Source organism: Scandinavium sp. (genome assembly GCF_051650185.1).
Lineage (GTDB): Bacteria > Pseudomonadota > Gammaproteobacteria > Enterobacterales > Enterobacteriaceae > Scandinavium.
The window spans coordinates 1-20,417 of the sequence record NZ_JBOFIN010000113.1 but is presented as its reverse complement, the minus strand read 5'-3'; the positions used below and the strand labels follow the sequence as shown (position 1 = coordinate 20,417).

Below are 20,417 nucleotides of genomic sequence, written 5' to 3'. Positions count from 1 at the left end.
CAAGTATTGCGGACTTGCTTCAGAGGGAATCTCAATTACTGCATAAATATGATGAGCAGACCGCTCATCGAGAAAGCTTCCAGCGGATCCTCAACTTATCGGGAATCCGCACACAGGTCAAATGGCAATCTTATTGATACAAAAATGTGCTACTAAGCTGTTAATTAGATGATATATAAGATTATTTGTGCTTTTTTACATTGCATTTACCTGCCGGGATACCCCAGGTGAATGTGATCTCTCTCACTATCAGTAAGCGGTATAATCTCGGATCTGTGCTAAATGGTCTTTTTATCGCAGTAGAATATTCTGGGAAGGGTCATGAATACCCATGATGACACTGTTTTTAATCTGTGATGGCAATCGTGAAAATTGAGGGGGAAATATAAGGAAAAGTCATCACCCTGAGGGTGAATGAAATTGCAGTTATCTTGATTGTTTATGCAATAGATGTAAGGTCTACGGGGCGCTTGATCCAGGTCATCGCCGAAAGAGACTAAAAATGGCAGGCTTTGCACCTCTTTGAAAGGCGCGGTCTATCAGATTATGCAGTTACAGAAATTAGTCAACATGTTTGGTGGGGATCTTTCACGTCGCCATGGCGAAAAGGTTCATAAGCTTACGCTGCACGGCGGTTTTAGCTGCCCAAACCGCGATGGCACTATCGGGCGTGGCGGCTGTACGTTCTGTCATGTCGCCTCGTTTGCTGACGAAGCTCAGCAGCATAAATCCATTGTGGATCAGCTTGCCCATCAGGCACATCTGGTCAATCGTGCCAAACGCTATCTGGCTTATTTTCAGGCCTACACCAGCACCTTTGCGGAAGTGCAGGTGCTTCGCTCCATGTACCAGCAGGCGGTCAGTCAGGCCAGTATTATCGGTCTGTGTGTGGGCACAAGACCGGATTGCGTGCCGGAAGCTGTGCTCGATTTGCTGAGCGAGTATAAAGACCAGGGCTACGAAGTGTGGCTTGAACTGGGGCTGCAAAGCGCAAAGGATAAAACCCTGCATCGCATCAATCGTGGTCACGATTTTGCCTGCTATCAGGCAACCACACGTTTAGCGCGTGAGCGCGGGTTGAAGGTTTGCACGCACCTGATTGTGGGTCTGCCTGGCGAGGGACAAACAGATTGTCTGGAAACGCTGGATAAAGTGGTCGATACCGGCGTCGATGGCATCAAGCTGCATCCTTTGCATATCGTGGCTGGCAGCATTATGGCGAAAGCGTGGGAAGCCGGACGGCTTCAGGGCATTGAACTGGATGAGTACACCGTCACCGCGGGGGAGATGATTCGCCATACGCCGCCGGAAATCGTGTATCACCGAATCTCGGCCAACGCCCGGCGCCCGACATTGTTGGCACCGCTGTGGTGTGAGAACCGCTGGACGGGCATGGTGGAGCTCGACAAATACCTTAACGAGCACGGCGTTCAGGGTTCGGCGCTCGGCCAGGGTTGGATTGCCCCCTCTCCCTAACCCTCTCCCCGTGGGAGAGGGAATCTGACCGGGCAGATTTTCACCGCAGCGGGCATCGGACAGCACCTAACCCCAATCTTCCCCGCATTTTTCGCACAACCTTCAACGCGTTGCTCAGAATTGGGTATTATTGAGCGACGTTGTGGTGAAGGAAATCCCTATGAAGCAAATTCGAATGCTTGCGCAGTACTATGTCGACCTGATGATGAAGCTCGGCCTGGTACGCTTCTCAATGCTGCTGGCGCTGGCGCTGGTGGTGCTGGCGATTGTGGTGCAGATGGCTGTCACCATGGTTCTGCATGGCCAGGTTGAAAGCATTGATGTCATCCGCTCTATCTTCTTTGGTTTGTTGATTACGCCCTGGGCGGTCTATTTTCTGTCGGTAGTGGTGGAGCAACTGGAGGAGTCCCGTCAGCGTCTGTCAAAGCTGGTCGAGAAGCTTGAGGAGATGCGCGACCGCGACCTGAAGCTCAACGTACAGCTCAAAGACAACATTGCGCAGCTCAATCAGGAAATCAGCGATCGCGAGAAGGCAGAAGCTGAACGTCAGACCACGCTGGAACAGCTCAAAATTGAGATGAAAGAGCGTGAGGAAACTCAGATCCAACTCGAACAGCAGTCTTCCTTCCTGCGCTCGTTCCTCGATGCTTCCCCGGATTTGGTCTTCTACCGCAACGAAGACAAAGAGTTCTCCGGCTGTAACCGCGCAATGGAATTGCTCACCGGGAAAAGTGAAAAGCAGCTGATTCACCTGAGACCCGCCGATGTGTATTCCGAGGAAGCGGCGGCAAAAGTGATTGAAACCGATGAGAAAGTCTTCCGCCACAACGTGTCGCTCACCTATGAACAATGGCTCGATTACCCGGACGGGCGCAAAGCCTGCTTCGAAATCCGTAAAGTGCCGTACTACGATCGCGTCGGCAAACGCCATGGCCTGATGGGCTTCGGCCGTGATATTACCGAGCGTAAGCGCTATCAGGATGCCCTGGAACGAGCGAGCCGCGATAAGACCACGTTTATTTCGACCATCAGCCACGAACTGCGTACTCCGCTGAACGGTATTGTCGGCCTCAGCCGCATTCTGCTCGACACTGACTTAACCTCCGAGCAGGAGAAGTATCTGAAAACTATCCATGTTTCCGCCGTAACATTGGGGAACATCTTCAACGATATCATCGATATGGATAAGATGGAGCGCCGGAAAGTCCAGCTGGATAACCAGCCGGTCGACTTCACGGGTTTCCTTGCGGATTTAGAAAACCTGTCGGGCTTGCAGGCGCAGCAGAAAGGTCTGCGCTTCGTGATGGAGCCGACGCTCCCTTTGCCGCATAAGGTCACGACGGACGGCACTCGTCTGCGGCAGATCCTCTGGAACCTGATCAGCAATGCGGTCAAGTTTACCCAGCAGGGCACTGTCGCTGTCCGTATTCGCTATGGTGAAGGTGAGATGCTGCACTTCGAGGTGGAGGATTCCGGCATGGGCATCCCACAGGAAGAGCAGGACAAGATTTTCGCCATGTACTATCAGGTGAAAGACAGCCAGGGCGGAAAACCTGCGACGGGTACCGGGATTGGCCTCGCTGTTTCACGGCGTCTGGCGAAGAGCATGGGCGGCGATATCACCGTGGTCAGCCAGCCAGGCCAGGGTTCCACCTTTACCTTAACGGTTCATGCGCCTGCTGTAGCCGAAGAGGTTGAAGATACGCTGGATGACGATGAGATGCCGCTGCCTGCGCTTCACGTGCTGCTTGTCGAAGACATTGAGCTCAACGTCATTGTGGCGCGTTCAGTGCTTGAGAAACTGGGTAACAGCGTGGACGTGGCGATGACCGGCACCGCGGCGCTGGAGATGTTCTCTCCTGCTGACTATGACCTGGTGCTGCTGGATATTCAGCTGCCGGATATGACCGGGCTGGATATCTCGCGTGAGCTGAAACAGCGCTATCACGCCGATGAATTGCCGCCGCTGGTGGCGCTGACGGCCAACGTGCTGAAAGACAAAAAAGAGTACCTCGATGCGGGCATGGATGACGTGCTCAGCAAACCGCTGGCGGTGCCTGCGTTGACCGCCATGATTAAAAAGTTCTGGGACACCAGTGACGATGAGGAGAACCGCGTGACGACATCTGACAACAGCAAATCATCTGCCGTACTTGATACCGATATGCTTGAACAATATCTCGAGCTGGTAGGACCTAAACTGATTACTGACGGGCTGGCTGTGTTTGAGAAGATGATGCCGGGCTATCTGGCGGTGCTGGAATCTAACCTGACGGCCCGTGACCAGAAAGGCATTGTTGAAGAAGGGCATAAAATCAAAGGGGCGGCAGGATCGATTGGTCTGCGCCATATCCAGCAGTTGGGGCAACAAATTCAAACCTCTGATTTACCCGCATGGTGGGATAACGTGGGTGAATGGATTGAAGAGATGAAAACCGAGTGGCAACAGGATGTGGCGACGCTGAAAGCCTGGGTAGCGAACCGATAAAAAAAATGACCCCGGCCTGGCCGGGGTGCGCGAATACTGCGCCAACACCAGGGAAAACGTGGCTGCGCCTTTAGAGTTTTCATGTGTTGAACAGACGCAACCTGAGAATGGATTGCACGCTCATTAAGATAGCAAAACTTAAATTATTTGTTACGTAAATCAGTAAAATGTGTGAAGCATGGCAGTTAAATCAAAATTATTCATGGGCTTCAGACAGTTGCCTTAAAGGAAACGCGAGATGAAAAAAATTGGCGTAGTGCTGAGCGGCTGCGGTGTGTATGACGGTAGCGAAATTCATGAAGCGGTGATTACCCTGCTGGCCATCGCTCGTAACGGTGCGCAGGCCGTCTGTTTTGCGCCAGATAAAGGGCAGTCTGATGTGGTTAACCATTTGGCTGGTGAATCAATGGCCGAGAGCCGCAATGTGCTGATTGAAGCCGCTCGTATTGCTCGCGGCGATATTCAGCCGTTATCACAGGCTCGTGTGGACGATTTGGATGCGTTGATAGTCCCTGGCGGGTTTGGCGCGGCCAAAAACCTCAGCAATTTTGCTTCCCAGGGCAGTGACTGCCAGGTCGATGCGGAGTTAAAAGCACTCACGCTCGTGATGCATCAGGCGGGTAAACCGCTCGGTTTCATGTGCATCGCTCCGGCGATGTTGCCGAAGATTTTTGACTTCCCATTACGCATTACTATTGGCACTGATATCGATACAGCCGAGGTGCTGGAAGCGATGGGCGCAGAACATGTTCCTTGCCCGGTGGACGATATTGTGGTCGATGAAGAGAACAAAGTCGTCACCACTCCAGCGTATATGCTGGCGCAAGATATTGCCGAAGCGGCCACAGGAATAGAAAAGTTGGTATCACGCGTACTGGCGCTTAGCGAATGAGTCGGCGGCGTTCCCCGATGGCCTGGCTGAAACGTATATTGCTCAGGGTTGTGTTGGTGCTGGTGGTGTTTTGGGGCGGCGGTATCGCGCTTTTCAGCGTGTTGCCGGTTCCGTTTTCAGCCGTGATGGTCGAGCGTCAATTAGGGGCGATTTTCAGCGGAAATTTCCACTATCTCGCGCATTCTGACTGGGTGAGCATGGATGAGATGACGCCGTGGATGGGGCTGGCGGTCATCGCCGCAGAGGATCAGAAGTTTCCGGATCACTGGGGTTTTGATGTTGGTGCAATAGAGAAAGCGTTGGCCCATAACGAACGTAACGAAAACCGCATTCGCGGGGCTTCCACGTTGTCACAGCAAACGGCTAAAAACTTGTTTCTCTGGGATGGCCGAAGCTGGCTGCGCAAAGGGATGGAAGCGGGTTTAACGGTGGGCATTGAAACCGTCTGGAGCAAAAAGCGCATTCTGACCGTCTACCTGAACATCGCCGAATTTGGCGAGGGCACTTTTGGCGTTGAGGCGGCCTCGCAGCGCTATTTTCATAAGCCAGCAAGCAAGCTGACAATGTCAGAAGCGGCGTTACTGGCGGCCGTCTTGCCTAACCCGATTACATTCCGCGCCGATGCGCCTTCAGGCTATATCCGCAGCCGACAGGCGTGGATTTTACGCCAGATGCGTCAGCTGGGCGGGGAAGCGTTTATGCGGGATAACAAGCTGTATTAAGGTGTAGGGCGGGTAAGCATAGCGCCACCCGCCAAATTGTCTTGCCCGGCGGCACTGCGTTTGCCGGGCCTACATGGTGGCAGGACAATCAGTCTTCATCAAACCCGGCATTAAACAGAGCGATAACGGCCGCGAGGGCTTCTTCTTCCTGCGGGCCGCTGGCTTCTATCTCAATCTGACGGCCTTTCGCGGAATCCAGCATTAGCAGCGCTATTACGCTACTGGCTTCCGCTTCAGTGCCTTCGTCATTACGCAGCAGCACTTCGGCATCAAACGTCTGCACCAGTTCAAACAGCTTCATCGCCGGGCGGGCGTGCATGCCCAGCTTATTCGTGATTTCAACGGTTTGCTTTACGCTCATGTTTTACGTTTTTCCAGCGTCCTGTGACGTGACTGAACGTTCTTGCCGCGAGAGCGGAAGTAGTCAGCAAGCTGTTCGGCAATGTACACCGAACGATGTTTACCGCCGGTACAACCAATCGCTACCGTCAGATAGCTACGGTTGTTGGTTTCCAGCATAGGTAACCATAGCTCAAGATAACTGCGCGTTTGATAGATAAAATTGTGAACTTCTGTGTGCCTGTCGAGGAACGCCGCCACCGGTTTATCGAGGCCGGTCATTGGACGGAGTTTCGGGTCCCAGTGCGGGTTTGGCAGGAAACGAACGTCAAACACATAATCCGCATCAATCGGGATACCGTGTTTAAAGCCGAACGATTCAAACACCATCGTCAGCTCACGCTCACGCTTGCCCAGCAGGCGCGTACGCAGCATTTCTGCCAGTTCGTGAACGGACATTTCCGAGGTGTCGACAATCAGGTCTGCGCGGGAACGCAAAGGTTCCAGCAGGTCACTTTCCTGATCGATAGCGCTTTCAAGCGACAAATTCTTGCTTGAAAGCGGATGAAGGCGACGCGTGTCGCTGTAGCGACGAATCAGCGTGTTTCGGTCAGCATCAAGGAAAAGCAGCTGCGGAGAGAACGTCTCCGGCAGGTTTTGCATCGCCTGTTCGAAAATCTCCGGGGATTCCGGCATGTTACGGACATCAATGCTGACCGCCGCAGAAATCTGCCGATCGGCAAGGCTTTTCGCCAGTTCGGGCAACAGCACTACTGGCAGGTTATCCACGCAGTAAAAGCCCATATCTTCCAGCGCGCGCAGGGCAACAGATTTACCTGAGCCCGAGCGGCCGCTGACGATCATCAGTACCATCAGCCGTTTCTCCTCACCATTACGACTTTTCCGTCAGGCATCCTCATCACTGACCTCTTCGCCAGTGATAATTTCATACAGCTCCTGATCGCTTTGCGCACTGCGCAGTCGACGGCAGATAGTCTTATCCGCCAGGCGTTTTGCCACCAGAGAGAGCGTATGCAAATGGGTTTTGGTTTGATCGGCTGGTACCAGCAGGGCAAACAGCAGATCGACAGGCTGATTATCAATCGCATCAAAGGCGATAGGCGTTTCAAGTTGCACGAACACGCCGACAGCTCGTAGCGTATCCTCTTCCAGCTTACCGTGAGGAATGGCGATACCGTTACCAATGCCTGTACTGCCCATTTTTTCACGGGTCAGGATCGCTTCGAATACCACCTGTGGCGGTAAGCTCAGCTGTTTTGCGGCCAGTTCACTGATAATTTCCAGCGCGCGCTTCTTACTTTGGCAGTGAACTGCACTGCGGGTACATTCCTGGTTAAGGACATTGCTCAGTTGCAGAGCCGAATCGTTGTTCATCATAATTTCACCTGCGTACCGCCTGACCCGAAGGACCGGGACAGGCGTACGCCCGGACAATTAGTGTTGTTTCAGTTTATCTTTATGTTTGGTTAGCTGGCGAGCCAGCTTATCAATCAGGCCGTCGATGGCGGCATACATATCCTGCCCTTCCGCACTGGCATGAATTTCGCCCCCGTTCACATGCAGGGTGGCGTCCGAGATATGAGTCACTTTTTCCACTTTTAACACAATATAGACCTGATTGATCCGTTCGAAAAACTGCTCAAGCTTCGCAAATTTCGCATTCACAAACTCGCGCAGAGCGTCAGTGATTTCGACGTTGTGTCCTGTGATATTGAGCTGCATAGTGTCTTCCTTATCGGTTGTGTCAGACCAGCTGTTTACGCTGGTTGGACGGCGGAATGGATAAAGACTCTCGGTACTTTGCAACGGTGCGGCGTGCCACCATGATACCCTGTTCGGACAGCATGGAGGTCAGCTTACTGTCACTCAGCGGTTTCGCGGGATTTTCCGCGGCAATTAACTTCTTCACCAGCGCTCGAATGGCCGTGGACGAGGCTTCGCCGCCGCCTTCGGTATTCACATGGCTGGAGAAGAAATACTTAAGCTCAAAAATGCCTCGTGGGCTATGAAGATACTTTTGCGTTGTTACGCGTGAAATCGTGGATTCATGCATTTCCACAGCCTGAGCGATATCCGCCAGCACCATGGGTTTCATGAACTCTTCACCTTGCTCGAAAAACGCCTGTTGCTGTTCAACGATGCAACGGCTCACTCGCAGCAGCGTGTCATTGCGGCTTTCCAGGCTTTTAATCAGCCATTTAGCTTCCTGCAAATTGCTACGAATGAACTGATTGTCGGCATCGTTTTTGGTGGTATTGCACATCCCTGCATAGTGCTGATTAATCTGCAGGCGCGGAATGCTGTCAGAATTGAGCTCGACAGACCAGCGGCCACTGATTTTACGGACCAGAACATCAGGGATGACATATTCCGGCTCGCCGGTCTGAATAGACTGACCAGGGCGCGGATCCAGCGATTGTATCAGCGTGACGGCTTCTTTCAGCACGTCTTCTTTGAGGCGTGTGACGCGCATCAGAGAACGGAAGTCGTGATTCGCCAGCAGATCGAGGTGATCGCTGATGATCTTTCGCGCTTCTTCAAGCCACGGCGTCTCTTTGGCAAACTGAGAAAGCTGGATCAGCAAGCAGTCGCGTAAATCTTTCGCGGCCACGCCAACGGGATCGAAGCGCTGAATGCGCTTGAGCACCGCTTCCACTTCATCAAGCTCCAGCTCTTCATTGCCGATGCTTTCGAGGATCTCTTCGACGGTGGCCGTGAGATAACCCGTGTCATCAACGGCATTGACGATAGAGGTAGCGATGGCGCGATCGGTGTCGGAAAAGGGCGTCAACTCCACCTGCCACATCAGATAGTCCTGAAGGGATTGAGTGGTTTCACCCTGATAGACAGGTAATTCGTCGTCCTGATAATCGGTACCGGTGCCGGAAGGGGTGCCTGCGGTGTAAATTTCATCCCAACTGGCATCGAGCGGCAGCTCATCCGGCATCTCTTTTTGTTCGAGTGCATCGACGGTGTCGAAGGCTTCGCTGTCGGTTTCTTCTTGCGAATCAACTTCTTCGTGAAGATCGGTTTGCTCAAGCAGAGGATTGCTCTCCAGCGCTTGCTGGAGTTCCTGTTGCAGCTCGAGCGTAGAAAGCTGCAACAAGCGAATGGCTTGTTGCAGTTGCGGCGTCATGGCGAGCTGTTGACTGAGCCTTAATTGCAAACCTTGCTTCATAATCAGGGCAAATATCTCCGACCAGAAATGTCTGTAGTCACTACCCTATCAGAGTCTGAAGTCTTCCCCAAGATACACACGCTTAACATGTTCGTCTTGCAGGATTTGTTCTGGCGTGCCGTGAGCAATCAGATGCCCCTGGCTTACGATGTAAGCACGTTCACAGACCGCTAACGTTTCACGAACGTTGTGGTCGGTGATGAGCACGCCAAGACCGCTGTCGCGCAGGTGTTCAATAATGCGTTTGATATCGATGACCGAGATGGGGTCAACACCGGCAAACGGTTCATCGAGCAGGATAAATTTCGGATTTGCCGCAAGCGCACGAGCAATTTCGACACGGCGACGTTCGCCCCCGGACAGCGCCTGACCGAGGCTGTCACGCAGGTGCTCGATGTGAAACTCTTCCATCAGCTCGTTTGCGCGATCAACACGTTGCTCATTGGTGAGGTCATCACGAATTTGCAGCACGGCCATCAGGTTATCGAACACGCTCAGGCGGCGGAAAATAGAGGCTTCCTGCGGCAAATAGCCGATACCACGGCGTGCGCGAGCATGCAGCGGCAGCAGGCTGATGTCTTCATCATCAATAATGATGTTGCCCGCATCGCGGGACACAATGCCGACCACCATGTAGAAGGTGGTGGTTTTGCCTGCACCGTTAGGCCCCAACAGGCCAACGATTTCACCCGAATTGACCGTCAGGCTGACGTCTTCAACAACACGACGTCCCTTATAGGCTTTCGCAAGATTCTTCGCAGTTAATGTTGCCATAACGTATTAGTTACTCTTCTTTTGCTCAGCCGGTTTGTTGGCGCCGCTCTTGTCCTGCAGCTGCGACGGTACCAGAACGGTTGTTACGCGCTTACCTTTTTCGCTAAACGCCTGCATTTTTTGCTCTTTCACCAGATAGGTAATTTTGTCACCGGTGATATTGCTGTCGAGCTGTTCCAGATAAGCTTTGCCGGTAAGGACGACCAAATCGCTGGCAACTTCGTAATGCATTTTGGAGGCGTGACCCTTAACAGGCTTTCCGCTGTCCTGCATCTGATAGAAGGTGGCGGGATTACCGTAGCCATCAATCGTCTCTTTGCCTTTTTCGCCCGCAGGACGCGTCACCACGACTTTATCGGCATTAATTTTGATACTGCCCTGAGTCACGATGACGTTGCCGGTAAACGTTGCCACGTTGCCCTGCATGTCGAGGGATTGCTGATCGGACTCAATGTGAATTGGCTGATCGGTATCGCCCGTCAAAGCCAGTGCTGGCAGACTGGCGGCCAGCAAAGCGCTGGCGAGAGCAAGCTTGAGGCTGAATTTATTTGTTTTGAATTTCATAAGAGGTTCTCACCTTTTCAATCAGCTCGGCGTTTTTGCTGCGTAAGTTGCCGCGCATTTTAAGGCCGCTGGAATTAAATGTTGTACCGTACAAAGTCACCAGATCGTCTGAACTCACATCCTGAGTGACCAGATTCACAATGGCATTGTCCGTCGTGACTTTGCGAAGTTGAGAGTCCGGCGTCAACGCGTTGATCTCAACGTGTCCGTAAAGATACAGCATACGGTCATTCGTCAGTTTGGCCTTATCGGCCTTGATGGACCATGTCGGCACTTTATTGACGTCAAAAGTGGTTAAGAACGGTCGGGTGAACCAGGAAATGGCCTGATCGGAAAAATACTCGACATGCTCTGCGATTAACCGGTAGTTCAGCGCACCTTCAGGGCTGTAAACCACCGTATCGGTGTGCTCACTTTTGTACGTCGGATCGTTATTGCTGACCACGGTCTGCGTGGTGTCGTCTTTATCGACCAGGTTAAAGCCAACCAGCACCAGCGCCAGCAGTGAAAGCAGAATGATAACCCAACGTCTGGTTTTACTCATATTGATTGCCCTTTGGCTTCATCCAGTTTGCCCTGAGCCAGCAGCAGCAGGTCGCAGACTTCACGCACCGCGCCACGTCCGCCATCAATGCGGGTAACGTAATCCGCGCGTGGCGGCAGCAGAGGATGGGCATCTGCGACGGCAACACTCAGGCCAACGTCAGCCATTACTGGCCAGTCAATCAGATCGTCACCGACATAAGCCACTTCATCCGGACGCAAAGATAACGTCCTCAACAGTTCACGGTAAGCGATGAGCTTATCCGACTGCCCCTGCCACAGATGGGTAATGCCCAGCGTTTTGCAGCGGTCTTCTACCAGTTTAGCTTTTCGTCCGGTGATGATTGCAACTTCTATGCCTGAAGTCAGCGCACAACGGATCCCGTAGCCATCGCGAACGTTAAAGGCTTTCAACTCTTCACCGTTGTTGCCCATATAAATCAAACCGTCAGACAGAACGCCATCCACATCGAGGATCAGCAAACGGATTTTCGCCGCCCGCTCGATGACCTGCGTACTGACCGGTCCATAGCAGGTCGTTACCGACGCGCCAGCATTACTCATTGTTTTTTCCTTACTTACACTACGCCAGCGCGCAGCAGATCATGCATATGTAACACACCCAGCAGATGGTCGCCATCAGCAACCATCACGCAGGTGATATGACGGGACTGCATCAGGTTCAGGGCATCGACAGCCAGAATGCCCGGGCGAACGCGAACGCCACCGTGAGTCATGACATCAGCAATACTGAGGTCTCGCACATCCACGCCCATATCGAATACCCGGCGCAGGTCGCCATCGGTAAAAATACCTTCGATTTGCATTTGGTCGTCGCAGATAACGGTCATGCCCAGATTTTTACGCGTGATCTCCAGCAGCGCATCGCGCAGGGAGGCGTCTTTGCTGACCTGGGGAATTTCGTCACCAGTGTGCATGATGTCATTGACGCGTAAAAGCAATTTGCGTCCAAGTGCGCCGCCGGGATGTGAGAGCGCGAAGTCTTCAGCAGTGAAACCCCGGGCTTTCAGTAAAGCAACCGCAAGGGCATCGCCCATCACCAGCGCCGCCGTGGTGCTGGACGTTGGGGCAAGCCCGAGCGGGCAGGCTTCTTTGGGGACGCTGACACAAAGATGGATATCGGCGGCTTTCGCCATGCTGCTTTCAGGGCGGCTGGTCATGCAGATAAGCGGCACCTGCAAGCGTTTAAGTACCGGGATGAGCGCCAGAATTTCGTTAGATTCGCCAGAGTTGGATAAGGCAATGACCACATCCTGTGGCGTGACCATGCCCAGATCGCCGTGTGCGGCTTCACCAGGATGCACAAAGAAAGAGGACGTGCCGGTGCTGGCAAACGTCGCAGCCATCTTGCGGCCAATGTGGCCGGATTTGCCCATGCCCATGACGACAACTTTGCCGCTGCAATCGGCTATTTTCTCGCAGGCGAGGGCGAAGTCCTGATTAATGTATTGATCGAGCTGAGCCAGACCTTCACGTTCAATCTCCAGCACCTCAAGGCCTGCCTGCTGAAAGTCAAAATCCGGTTGCAAATCTATTTGCGACATAATGTTATCCCGATTCACTCTGCGAAAAACGGCGTGCCCCACCAGAGGAACGCCAGCCAAACGATAAAGCAGCCCGTCAACAACGCGCCTGCGCCTTTACCAATTTGCGGTTTTCGACGCCAGCACAGCAGGGCAAAAATCACGCTGACCAGCACCATCACACCGTAATCACGGCTAAACGCCAACGGGTTGAACTCTCCAGGCGCAACTAACGCCGGAATGCCCATCACGATAGCGATATTAAAAATGTTGGAGCCGATGATATTACCGATGGCGATATCGTCTTCTCCTTTCCGTGCGCCGGCAATCGCCGTCGCAAGCTCCGGCAGGCTGGTGCCGATAGCGATAACGGTCAGGCCGATTGTCAGTTCGCTCATCGCAAAATAGTTCGCCAGCACGGTGGCGTTATCCACCACCATACGGGTCGCCATCGGCATGATAATCAGCGCCACACCAAGCCACAGACAGGCGACGGGCAAAGAGCCTTCTCGCGGCAGCTCGGCAAGCTGTTCTCGCGTCAGGCTGTCGTTGCCTTGTCGCTCGGCGAGCCGGGCAATTTTCACGATATAAAACAGCCACAATGCAGCCAGGGCAAACAGGAAGCAGCCATCCATTCGGGTCAGCCGCCCATCATACAGCACAAATCCGGCGAAAAGACTTACGACTAACATTAGCGGCAATTCGCGGCGCAGGATATCGGAATGGACGGTAAATGAATGCAGCAACGCCGCCAGGCCCAGGATCAGCAGAATGTTAATGATATTCGAGCCGATTGCCGTGCCAATGGCAAGATCGATTTGTCCGTGAAAAGAAGCGGTTACAGAGACAATAATCTCGGGTAATGAGGTGCCGACGCTGACGACCGTCATGCCAATGATCAGCGGCGGAAGATTCATTGCGCGGCAAAGTATCGAAGCTGCGAAGACCAGACGATCGGCACTGTAGACCACCAGAAGTAAACCAATTATTAACAGAGCCGTCGCTAAAAGCATCTAAAGTCCTTTCTTCAGGTATAATCGCCAGCCAGTTTGCACCACACGCAAGGCGTAGACGAATTCTTAATTTTGACTTTATGCGTTGAAAAAGTAAAACAAATGCCTGCTTTCGCTAACCACGGCGGGTAAGATTCTGTAAAAATGATGGGTTATTGGCGTCATAACACGCCATGCTTAACCTGATGAGGTTTTTCCAGGGATAACCTATGAACCAGAAACCGGATAATTTGGTCGATGTCCGTGGTGTCAGTTTTACTCGCGGTACGCGTACGATTTTCGACAACATCTCTCTGTCGGTACCGCGTGGGAAGATTACCGCCATCATGGGGCCGTCTGGGATCGGCAAAACAACACTGCTGCGTCTCATTGGCGGGCAAATTCCGCCTGACAGCGGTGAAATTCTTTTCGACGGCGAAGACGTGCCGAACATGTCTCGCTCGCGCCTGTATGCAGTCCGTAAGCGGATGAGCATGCTGTTTCAGTCCGGCGCGTTGTTTACCGATATGAATGTTTTCGATAACGTCGCCTATCCGCTGCGCGAACACACGCGTCTGCCTGCTGCGTTGCTGAAAAGCACGGTGATGATGAAGCTTGAAGCGGTCGGATTGCGTGGTGCAGCTAAACTGATGCCTTCTGAGCTGTCTGGCGGGATGGCTCGCCGCGCCGCACTGGCTCGTGCTATAGCACTTGAGCCCGATCTCATCATGTTCGACGAGCCCTTTGTCGGTCAGGACCCGATCACCATGGGGGTGCTGGTAAAACTGATTTCGGAGCTCAATAGCGCGCTTGGCGTCACATGCATTGTGGTGTCTCACGATGTACCGGAAGTGCTGAGCATCGCGGATTACGCCTATATCGTGGCCGATAAAAAAATCGTTGCTCATGGCAGCGCGCAATCGCTGCAGGAAAACAGCGATCCGCGTGTGCGTCAGTTCCTCGATGGTATCGCCGATGGCCCGGTGCCGTTCCGCTATCCGGCGGGAGAATACCGTCACGATCTTCTTGGAACAGGGAGTTAAGTTACTCATGCTGTTAAATGCACTGGCTTCGCTGGGTCATCGGGGGATTAAAACCCTGAGAACTTTTGGGCGGGCTGGGTTGATGTTATTCAACGCCATCGTTGGCAAGCCCGAGTTTCGCAAGCATGCGCCGTTACTAGTGCGTCAGCTATATAACGTCGGCGTGCTGTCGATGTTGATCATTCTCGTCTCGGGCGTGTTTATCGGTATGGTGCTTGGCCTTCAGGGCTATCTGGTGCTGACGACCTACAGCGCAGAAACCAGCCTTGGCATGCTGGTGGCGCTGTCGCTGCTGCGCGAACTGGGGCCTGTGGTTGCGGCTCTGCTGTTTGCGGGGCGCGCAGGGTCTGCGCTGACCGCGGAAATTGGCCTGATGCGCGCCACCGAGCAGCTCTCCAGCATGGAGATGATGGCGGTGGATCCGCTGCGCCGGGTGATCGCCCCACGTTTTTGGGCGGGTGTTATTTCGCTACCGCTGCTGACTATCATCTTCGTTGCCGTTGGTATCTGGGGTGGTTCTCTGGTGGGCGTGAGCTGGAAAGGTATTGATGCGGGGTTCTTCTGGTCGGCGATGCAAAATGCCGTGGGCTGGAGAATGGACCTGGTGAACTGCGTGATTAAAAGCGTGGTCTTCGCCATCACCGTAACGTGGATTGCGTTGTTCAACGGTTATGATGCGATCCCCACTTCCGCCGGGATCAGCCGGGCAACGACCCGCACCGTGGTGCACTCGTCGCTGGCGGTGCTGGGGCTGGATTTTGTGCTGACTGCACTGATGTTTGGGAATTGAGTTCATGCAAACGAAAAAAAGTGAAATCTGGGTAGGCGTATTTCTGTTAGTTGCATTTCTGGCTGCGCTCTTTGTGTGCCTGAAAGCGGCAGACGTCACCTCTTTACGAACTGAACCGACGTATCAGGTGTACGCCACTTTCGATAATATTGGCGGCCTGAAAGCGCGTTCACCGGTACGTATTGGGGGCGTTGTCGTAGGACGTGTGGCCGATATTACGCTCGATCCTAAGACATACTTGCCTCGCGTGACGCTGGATATCGAAGAGAAATACAACCAGATCCCGGACACCAGCTCGCTGGCTATTCGCACTTCAGGTTTGCTGGGCGAGCAGTATCTGGCGCTGAATGTCGGTTTTGACGATCCGGAAATGGGGACGTCTATGCTTAAAGAAGGCAGCACTATCCAGGACACGAAATCAGCCATGGTGCTGGAAGACCTCATTGGCCAGTTCCTTTACAACAGTAAAGGTAGCGACACTAAGACGACAGGCGATGCGCAAAGCCCGGCGGAAGACCATAGTGATACAGCCGCGCCGGCTGGAACGACGCACTAATTTCAGGAGACTTACTTCATGTTCAAACGTGTACTCATGATTGCCATGCTGGTGATTGCCCCGCTGACGGCGGCTACTGCAGCCGATCAGTCAAACCCTTATAAACTGATGAGCGAAGCGGCACAGAAAACTTTTGACCGCCTCAAGAACGAGCAGCCAAAAATCCGTGCTAACCCGGATTATCTCCGTCAGATTGTGGACCAGGAATTGCTGCCGTACGTTCAGGTGAAGTATGCGGGAGCTTTAGTGTTAGGCCGCTATTACCGTGATGCGACGCCAGCACAGCGTGAAGCCTATTTTGCGGCGTTCCACGAATACCTGAAGCAGGCTTACGGCCAGGCATTAGCGATGTATCATGGGCAAACTTACCAAATCGCACCGGAACAACCGCTGGGCGATGCGACGATTTTACCGATTCGCGTGACCATCATTGACCCTAATGGCCGCCCACCCGTACGTCTTGATTTCCAGTGGCGTAAGAATACTCAAACGGGCAACTGGCAGGCATTTGACATGATTGCCGAAGGGGTCAGCATGATCACCACCAAACAGAATGAGTGGAGCGATCTGCTGCGTACCAAAGGCATTGATGGCCTGACCGCGCAGCTGCAGTCCATTTCTAAGCAGCCAATTACTCTGGAACAGAAAAAGTAATGGCCGATTCACTTCGCTGGACGCGGGAAGCAGGGCAATTACGCCTGCAGGGGGAACTTGATCAGGATTTTCTGGTTCCCCTCTGGGAAGCTCGCGAAGAGGCCACTCAGGGCGTCGATACGATTGACCTCAGTCAGATCAGCCGTGTGGACACCGCAGGTGTTGCGCTGCTTATCCATCTGGCGGCGCTCATTCGCGCTCAGGGGAAGCAGGTGAATATCGTCGGTAAAAGCGAAAAGATGAATACACTGGTGCAACTTTACAACCTGCCCGCCGACCTGATCCCCTAACGTATTCAATGCATTATTCTTAAAAGCCTCAACGTTTTGTGCGTCGGGGCTTTTTGTTTGTTTAAGACCGCTTCACTTTCCTCTAAGATATTGGGCTGTTTTCACTATCAGATGAAATTACCCCATGGAAAATCATGAAATCCAGACAGTGCTCATGAACGCACTCTCCCTCCAGGAAGCCCACGTCACTGGCGATGGCAGTCATTTTCAGGTTATTGCCGTGGGCAGTCTGTTTGATGGTATGAGCCGGGTAAAGAAGCAGCAGGCCGTTTATGCCCCGCTGATGGAATACATTGCTGATAACCGCATTCATGCCCTGTCGATCAAGGCGTATACCCCGACCGAATGGGAACGCGATCGCAAGCTCAACGGTTTTTGAGCGACGGGCAGTCGCCCTTCGCGCAGGTGAATTTTAAAAGAGATATCAACGAATGGATAAATTTCGTGTACAGGGGCCAACGCGTCTTCAGGGCGAAGTGAGCATCTCCGGCGCTAAAAATGCTGCGCTGCCGATCCTCTTCGCGGCACTGTTGGCGGAAGAGCCAGTAGAAATTCAGAACGTGCCGAAGCTGAAAGACATCGACACCACCATGAAGCTGCTGAGCCAGTTGGGCACCAAAGTTGATCGCAACGGATCTGTCTGGATCGATGCCAGCAACGTGAACGTGTTCTGTGCTCCGTATGAGCTGGTGAAAACCATGCGTGCTTCTATCTGGGCACTGGGGCCGCTGGTGGCTCGTTTTGGTCAGGGCCAGGTTTCTCTGCCGGGGGGGTGCGCGATTGGCGCACGTCCGGTCGATTTGCATATTACCGGTCTTGAGCAACTGGGCGCGGAAATCAAACTAGAAGAAGGTTACGTTAAAGCTTCCGTGAATGGCCGCCTTAAGGGCGTCCACATCGTGATGGATAAAGTGAGCGTAGGCGCCACCGTAACCATTATGAGTGCCGCGACGCTTGCCGAAGGGACGACCATCATCGAGAACGCCGCGCGCGAGCCGGAAATCGTCGATACGGCTAACTTCCTCAACACGCTGGGCGCGAAAATCACGGGCCAGGGTACCGACCGTATTACCATCGAGGGCGTACAGCGTCTGGGTGGCGGTGTGTATCGTGTACTGCCAGACCGTATCGAAACCGGTACGTTCCTGGTGGCTGCTGCTATCTCTGGCGGGAAAATCGTTTGTCGCCATGCTCAGCCAGATACGCTGGATGCGGTACTGGCGAAACTGCGTGAAGCAGGTGCGGATATCGAAGTCGGTGAAGACTGGATTAGCCTCGACATGCACGGTAAACGTCCGAAAGCGGTCAACGTGCGCACCGCGCCACATCCTGGTTTCCCAACAGACATGCAGGCACAGTTCACTCTGTTAAACCTGGTGGCGGAAGGAACGGGTGTGGTAACGGAAACCATCTTCGAGAACCGCTTCATGCACTTACCGGAACTGATCCGTATGGGTGCTCATGCAGAAATCGAAAGTAATACCGCGATTTGCCATGGTGTTGAGAAACTCTCCGGTGCTCAGGTAATGGCGACCGATCTGCGTGCTTCTGCAAGCCTGGTGCTGGCAGGATGCATTGCGGAAGGGACTACGGTTGTAGAACGTATTTACCATATCGATCGTGGCTACGAGCGTATCGAAGATAAACTTCGTGGGCTGGGCGCTAACATCGAACGTATCAAAGGCGAGTAATATCGCTCTTCAGTCTGGCATCCCCCCGTCTTAGCCGACGTGGGGGTTGCTGGATTGACTCACTTCTCTTTCAGTTGTCTTCTCTGCTGTGTTCTGTCGATAAACTCGTGAGTGATTGGATCGTGGTAACGCGATGGCCAGATGATCCATGGGTCCGTGCCCAATGCTGTCGCAATGATCATCTCCCCTTTCGGCCATGGTCGGGTAAGCGCATTAGCCAGTGTTGATGAGCTAAGGCCATTCTTACGAGATTCAGCCGCTAACGATGTTCCTTTTTTGCGCAGTCCGGCAATAATATCTGCAGGATGCCAGTCGATAAATTTATCCATACTTTCTCCCTGTTGATAAACCAATAACCCCTTTCTGGTGGGGGTCATACTATAGCGCCGAAAGCGGTGAAGTTCTAAAAAGTTCAAGTAAAGGGAAGGGATATTCGGATTAAATTAAGATGTTGCAGGGCGCGAACAGGAGAGGGTGTTTTAACAGAACTTTCCCGCGCAGAGCGCGGGAACAGATTAATGGTCGCGTTGGACAGCGATGTGCGCGAGGGCGATCAGCGCTTCACGCCATGGCGTGTCTGGAAGAGAATGCAGAGAGTCGATAGCTTTGTCTGCTTCCTCTTCAGCACGTTGACGGGTCCATTCCAGAGAACCGCAAGCGGCCATGGCTTCCAGCACAGGTTCGAGTAAATGGCGACCATTGCCTTCTTCGATAGCCTGGCGGATCATCGCGGCTTGCTCTGGTGTGCCGTTGCGCATGGCATGCAGCAGAGGAAGCGTTGGCTTACCTTCGTTAAGGTCGTCGCCGACATTTTTACCCAGTGTTTCGCCGTCTGCGCTGTAGTCGAGCAGATCGTCAATCAACTGGAAGGCCGTGCCAAGATAACGGCCATAGTCCTGCAGCCCTTTCTCTTGTTCGGAGGTGCAACCAGCAAGGAGCCCTGAGCACTGCGCGGCGGCCTCAAACAGACGTGCGGTTTTGCTGTAGATAACCCGCATGTAGTTCTCTTCCGTAATGTTCGGATCGTTGACGTTCATCAATTGCAGTACTTCACCCTCTGCAATCACGTTAACGGCTTCGGACATCACTTCAAGGATCTTCAACGATCCCAGACTGGTCATCATCTGGAACGCACGAGTATAGATAAAATCGCCCACCAGAACGCTGGCAGCATTGCCAAACGCCGCGTTCGCGGTGGCTTTACCTCGACGCATGTCAGATTCATCCACAACGTCATCATGCAGCAGGGTGGCGGTGTGGATAAACTCGATCAGTGCAGCGATAGTGACGTGTGCATTTCCCTCATAGCCAACAGCGCGAGCTGCCAGAACTGCGATCATTGGACGAATGCGTTTCCCGCCTCCGCTGACGATGTAATAGCCTAACTGGTTGATCAGTTGGACGTCAGAATTGAGCTGCTCAAGGATTGCCGCATTCACTCCCGCCATATCTTGCGCGGTTAACTCATTGATTTTTTCTAAATTCATCGCAAAAGCCGGGCTTAATGTCCTGTTTACCGCTTATCCATAAGGGATAACGAAGAGATTGGTTTACAATTGTAGCCCTGATTGTACTGAAAAAACGACGCAGATAAACGTTACCGTGCGGGTTGTATTTTTTTTCTGCATGGAACGACAAACACTCTTGTCAAAGGCTCTCGTTTTGCGTAATATTCGCGCCCTATTGTGAATATTTATAGCGCACTCTGAATCACACGAGGATGTGCGCGGAAGCGGAGTTTTATATGTACGCGGTTTTCCAAAGTGGTGGTAAACAACACCGAGTAAGCGAAGGTCAGACCGTTCGCCTGGAAAAGCTGGACATCGCAACTGGCGAAACTGTTGAGTTCGCTGAAGTTCT

General features: G+C 53.0%; 25 protein-coding genes. 12 read left to right on the top strand and 13 right to left on the bottom strand.

The genetic code is table 11. From position 1 onward, the window contains the following. The first annotated feature begins 546 nt into the window (after window positions 1-546). The 4 genes from ACRCWW_RS15235 to mtgA all read left to right on the top strand — a co-directional run bounded on the left by ACRCWW_RS15235 (window position 547) and on the right by mtgA (window position 5,578). Window positions 547-1,476 carry a TIGR01212 family radical SAM protein gene (locus ACRCWW_RS15235; RefSeq protein ID WP_438683149.1) on the top strand — a complete coding sequence of 310 codons (930 nt, stop codon included), beginning with the start codon at window positions 547-549 and terminating at the stop codon, window positions 1,474-1,476. Window positions 1,477-1,636: 160 nt separating this feature from the next. Beyond that, entirely contained in the window at window positions 1,637-3,964 is a 2,328-nt protein-coding gene (arcB, locus tag ACRCWW_RS15230) for an aerobic respiration two-component sensor histidine kinase ArcB (protein ID WP_438683148.1), read from the top strand. A 238-nt stretch (window positions 3,965-4,202) separates the two neighbouring features. Continuing rightward, a complete protein-coding gene (gene elbB / locus ACRCWW_RS15225) occupies window positions 4,203-4,856 on the top strand; it encodes an isoprenoid biosynthesis glyoxalase ElbB (RefSeq protein ID WP_438683147.1) in 654 nt (217 codons plus the stop codon). Continuing rightward, complete coding sequence (mtgA, locus tag ACRCWW_RS15220; RefSeq protein ID WP_438683146.1) at window positions 4,853-5,578, top strand: monofunctional biosynthetic peptidoglycan transglycosylase; 726 nt, start codon at window positions 4,853-4,855, stop codon at window positions 5,576-5,578. The genes elbB and mtgA overlap by 4 nt, the downstream gene beginning before the upstream one ends. Window positions 5,579-5,666: 88 nt before the next feature. On the opposite strand, the gene npr is transcribed toward mtgA, so the two are convergent. From npr to ACRCWW_RS15165, 11 genes are read right to left on the bottom strand one after another with little or no spacing between them, the layout of a single operon-like run. Beyond that, window positions 5,667-5,939 (bottom strand): PTS phosphocarrier protein NPr, encoded by a 273-nt coding sequence (gene npr, locus ACRCWW_RS15215; protein ID WP_330983995.1) that lies wholly within the window; start codon window positions 5,937-5,939, stop codon window positions 5,667-5,669. Beyond that, entirely contained in the window at window positions 5,936-6,790 is an 855-nt protein-coding gene (gene rapZ, locus ACRCWW_RS15210; protein ID WP_404657572.1) for an RNase adapter RapZ, read from the bottom strand. Before rapZ ends, npr begins: the two co-directional genes overlap by 4 nt. 33 nt (window positions 6,791-6,823) lie before the next feature. Further along, window positions 6,824-7,315, bottom strand: a complete 492-nt coding sequence (ptsN, locus tag ACRCWW_RS15205; protein ID WP_438683145.1) for a PTS IIA-like nitrogen regulatory protein PtsN — start codon at window positions 7,313-7,315, stop codon at window positions 6,824-6,826. Between the two features lie 57 nt (window positions 7,316-7,372). Next, window positions 7,373-7,660: a ribosome hibernation promoting factor gene (gene hpf / locus ACRCWW_RS15200; protein WP_330983992.1), complete on the bottom strand. Its 288-nt coding sequence runs from the start codon at window positions 7,658-7,660 to the stop codon at window positions 7,373-7,375. 22 nt (window positions 7,661-7,682) lie between these two features. Continuing rightward, window positions 7,683-9,116 carry an RNA polymerase factor sigma-54 gene (gene rpoN, locus ACRCWW_RS15195; RefSeq protein ID WP_438683144.1) on the bottom strand — a complete coding sequence of 478 codons (1,434 nt, stop codon included), beginning with the start codon at window positions 9,114-9,116 and terminating at the stop codon, window positions 7,683-7,685. A 48-nt stretch (window positions 9,117-9,164) separates the two neighbouring features. Then, a complete protein-coding gene (gene lptB, locus ACRCWW_RS15190; protein WP_330983990.1) occupies window positions 9,165-9,890 on the bottom strand; it encodes an LPS export ABC transporter ATP-binding protein in 726 nt (241 codons plus the stop codon). Between the two features lie 6 nt (window positions 9,891-9,896). Continuing rightward, window positions 9,897-10,454, bottom strand: coding sequence for a lipopolysaccharide ABC transporter substrate-binding protein LptA (gene lptA / locus ACRCWW_RS15185; RefSeq protein ID WP_330983989.1), 558 nt, complete (start codon window positions 10,452-10,454; stop codon window positions 9,897-9,899). Next, complete coding sequence (lptC, locus tag ACRCWW_RS15180; RefSeq protein ID WP_438683143.1) at window positions 10,435-10,998, bottom strand: LPS export ABC transporter periplasmic protein LptC; 564 nt, start codon at window positions 10,996-10,998, stop codon at window positions 10,435-10,437. Before lptC ends, lptA begins: the two co-directional genes overlap by 20 nt. Next, window positions 10,995-11,561, bottom strand: a complete 567-nt coding sequence (gene kdsC, locus ACRCWW_RS15175; RefSeq protein WP_438683142.1) for a 3-deoxy-manno-octulosonate-8-phosphatase KdsC — start codon at window positions 11,559-11,561, stop codon at window positions 10,995-10,997. The genes lptC and kdsC overlap by 4 nt, the downstream gene beginning before the upstream one ends. 14 nt (window positions 11,562-11,575) lie before the next feature. Then, window positions 11,576-12,562 (bottom strand): arabinose-5-phosphate isomerase KdsD, encoded by a 987-nt coding sequence (gene kdsD / locus ACRCWW_RS15170; protein ID WP_438683141.1) that lies wholly within the window; start codon window positions 12,560-12,562, stop codon window positions 11,576-11,578. Window positions 12,563-12,576: 14 nt separating this feature from the next. Next, complete coding sequence (locus ACRCWW_RS15165; protein ID WP_438683140.1) at window positions 12,577-13,554, bottom strand: calcium/sodium antiporter; 978 nt, start codon at window positions 13,552-13,554, stop codon at window positions 12,577-12,579. Window positions 13,555-13,763: 209 nt separating this feature from the next. Between ACRCWW_RS15165 and mlaF the strand changes: the two genes are divergently transcribed. The 7 genes from mlaF to murA all read left to right on the top strand — a co-directional run bounded on the left by mlaF (window position 13,764) and on the right by murA (window position 18,557). Continuing rightward, window positions 13,764-14,576 carry a phospholipid ABC transporter ATP-binding protein MlaF gene (mlaF, locus tag ACRCWW_RS15160; RefSeq protein ID WP_438683139.1) on the top strand — a complete coding sequence of 271 codons (813 nt, stop codon included), beginning with the start codon at window positions 13,764-13,766 and terminating at the stop codon, window positions 14,574-14,576. Between the two features lie 7 nt (window positions 14,577-14,583). Beyond that, complete coding sequence (gene mlaE, locus ACRCWW_RS15155) at window positions 14,584-15,366, top strand: lipid asymmetry maintenance ABC transporter permease subunit MlaE (protein WP_438683138.1); 783 nt, start codon at window positions 14,584-14,586, stop codon at window positions 15,364-15,366. A 4-nt stretch (window positions 15,367-15,370) separates the two neighbouring features. Beyond that, on the top strand, window positions 15,371-15,922 hold the full coding sequence (mlaD, locus tag ACRCWW_RS15150) for an outer membrane lipid asymmetry maintenance protein MlaD (protein WP_438683137.1): 552 nt from the start codon (window positions 15,371-15,373) through the stop codon (window positions 15,920-15,922). Window positions 15,923-15,940: 18 nt separating this feature from the next. Next, on the top strand, window positions 15,941-16,576 hold the full coding sequence (gene mlaC, locus ACRCWW_RS15145; RefSeq protein WP_438683136.1) for a phospholipid-binding protein MlaC: 636 nt from the start codon (window positions 15,941-15,943) through the stop codon (window positions 16,574-16,576). Continuing rightward, window positions 16,576-16,866, top strand: coding sequence for a lipid asymmetry maintenance protein MlaB (mlaB, locus tag ACRCWW_RS15140; protein WP_438683135.1), 291 nt, complete (start codon window positions 16,576-16,578; stop codon window positions 16,864-16,866). Before mlaC ends, mlaB begins: the two co-directional genes overlap by 1 nt. A 124-nt stretch (window positions 16,867-16,990) precedes the next feature. After that, the gene (gene ibaG / locus ACRCWW_RS15135) at window positions 16,991-17,245 is read left to right on the top strand and encodes a BolA family iron metabolism protein IbaG (RefSeq protein WP_404657561.1); all 255 of its coding nucleotides are present in this window, start codon (window positions 16,991-16,993) and stop codon (window positions 17,243-17,245) included. Window positions 17,246-17,297: 52 nt separating this feature from the next. After that, window positions 17,298-18,557: a UDP-N-acetylglucosamine 1-carboxyvinyltransferase gene (murA, locus tag ACRCWW_RS15130; protein ID WP_438683134.1), complete on the top strand. Its 1,260-nt coding sequence runs from the start codon at window positions 17,298-17,300 to the stop codon at window positions 18,555-18,557. 59 nt (window positions 18,558-18,616) lie between these two features. Here murA and sfsB read toward each other — a convergent pair whose 3' ends face one another. Continuing rightward, complete coding sequence (sfsB, locus tag ACRCWW_RS15125) at window positions 18,617-18,886, bottom strand: DNA-binding transcriptional regulator SfsB (RefSeq protein ID WP_404657559.1); 270 nt, start codon at window positions 18,884-18,886, stop codon at window positions 18,617-18,619. A gap of 186 nt (window positions 18,887-19,072) precedes the next feature. After that, the gene (gene ispB / locus ACRCWW_RS15120; RefSeq protein ID WP_438683133.1) at window positions 19,073-20,044 is read right to left on the bottom strand and encodes an octaprenyl diphosphate synthase; all 972 of its coding nucleotides are present in this window, start codon (window positions 20,042-20,044) and stop codon (window positions 19,073-19,075) included. 257 nt (window positions 20,045-20,301) lie between these two features. Between ispB and rplU the strand changes: the two genes are divergently transcribed. After that, window positions 20,302-20,417, top strand: a 116-nt coding sequence (gene rplU, locus ACRCWW_RS15115; RefSeq protein WP_438683150.1) for a 50S ribosomal protein L21, incomplete at its 3' end; no start/stop codon positions are given.